The organism is Bradyrhizobium sp. Arg237L (genome assembly GCF_029990105.1).
Taxonomy (GTDB): Bacteria; Pseudomonadota; Alphaproteobacteria; order Rhizobiales; family Xanthobacteraceae; genus Bradyrhizobium.
The window spans coordinates 1-1,199 of record NZ_JAQMIL010000182.1 but is presented as its reverse complement, the minus strand read 5'-3'; the positions used below and the strand labels follow the sequence as shown (position 1 = coordinate 1,199).

Here is a 1,199-nt window from a genome sequence, read left to right as displayed (position 1 = left end):
GCCGCCGGCCTCGTTCTGACCGCAGCGAGCAACCTGTCCAAGCAGGCCGAGCAGCTCTCCGGCGAAGTCTCCACCTTCCTCGCAGGCGTCCGCGCCGCGTGAGTCGGCATCTCGTGGTCCGATGCGGCGAGAAACTGTAGCGTTCTTGAGCAACGCGGCTACCCGCTCGCGTGAAGAAACGTGTTAAACAGAACTACTGGCAGCCGACCGGCGGCGTGTCAGCTCGGGCTAGCGACCTGTTCCAGGACTGGCCCCACGGCTACAACGCACTGATCGCCTTCGCGCTGGTCAACGTGCCGCTGGGAACGATTCCGTTCCTCGTGATGCCCGCGCTGCAGCACTGATCAAGCTGACGGGAAAGATCGGCATGTCACTATCGTGCGCAGCCTAATTTTGTGTCAGACGTTGCACGCCGCGGACGTATGCCCGTTCAGAATCGCATTGCTCGATTCACGATTGGTAAGACAGTCGCTGCTACGCCTTGGGAAGCAATTCCTGCAGAGGCCACAATGAACCTTCTCAGCCGACTGAAAATCCGCACCAAGCTCGCCAGCATCGTGATTCTCGCGGCACTGACCGTCGTCGCGATCATCGGCGGATCGGCCTGGCTCAGCCGAAGCCGCATGTTGGACGATCGCGTCGCACAGATGCGGACGGCGGTCGACCTGCTCTACGGGGTGGCGCAGTCGCTGCAGGACGACGTCGCCGCCGGGAAGATGACCATCGCCGAGGCGAAGGAGCAGTTTCGTCAGCGCGGCCGGAAGATGATGTTCAACAATGGCCAAGGCTATCCCATCGCCTATAATGCCGACGCTTCGGTGATGTTGAACGCTGCCAATTCCAAGCTCGAAGGCAAGGCCAACGGCATAAAGGACGCCAACGGCGTCGTGATCGTGGACGCAATTATCGCAGCCGCCCGGCAGAACCCGGAAGGCAGCACCGCATCCTATCTTTATCCGCGTCCCGGGCAGACTGTGCCGTTGCGGAAAATGGTCTTTGCCCGCAGCTTCGAGCCATGGAACGTGTTCTTGAGCTACGGGCTCTATGTGGATGATATCGACGCCGATGTGAATGGCCTGCTGCTGGAGCTTGGCGCGATCGGCGGCGGTCTGATGCTGCTGATGGGGCTGTTGTCGTGGCTGATTGCCCGCGACGTCGTGGGCGCATTGGAGCGTCAGAAGAACCGGATGCAGCGCATT

2 protein-coding genes are annotated in these 1,199 nt (G+C 61.1%); both read left to right on the top strand.

Annotated elements, in window-relative coordinates; translation table 11 throughout:
• Window positions 1-170: 170 nt before the first annotated feature.
• Window positions 171-344 carry a hypothetical protein gene (locus OZ411_RS42860; RefSeq protein ID WP_282532786.1) on the top strand — a complete coding sequence of 58 codons (174 nt, stop codon included), beginning with the start codon at window positions 171-173 and terminating at the stop codon, window positions 342-344.
• A gap of 165 nt (window positions 345-509) precedes the next feature.
• Window positions 510-1,199, top strand: a 690-nt coding sequence (locus tag OZ411_RS42855) for a cache domain-containing protein (protein WP_282532785.1), incomplete at its 3' end; no start/stop codon positions are given.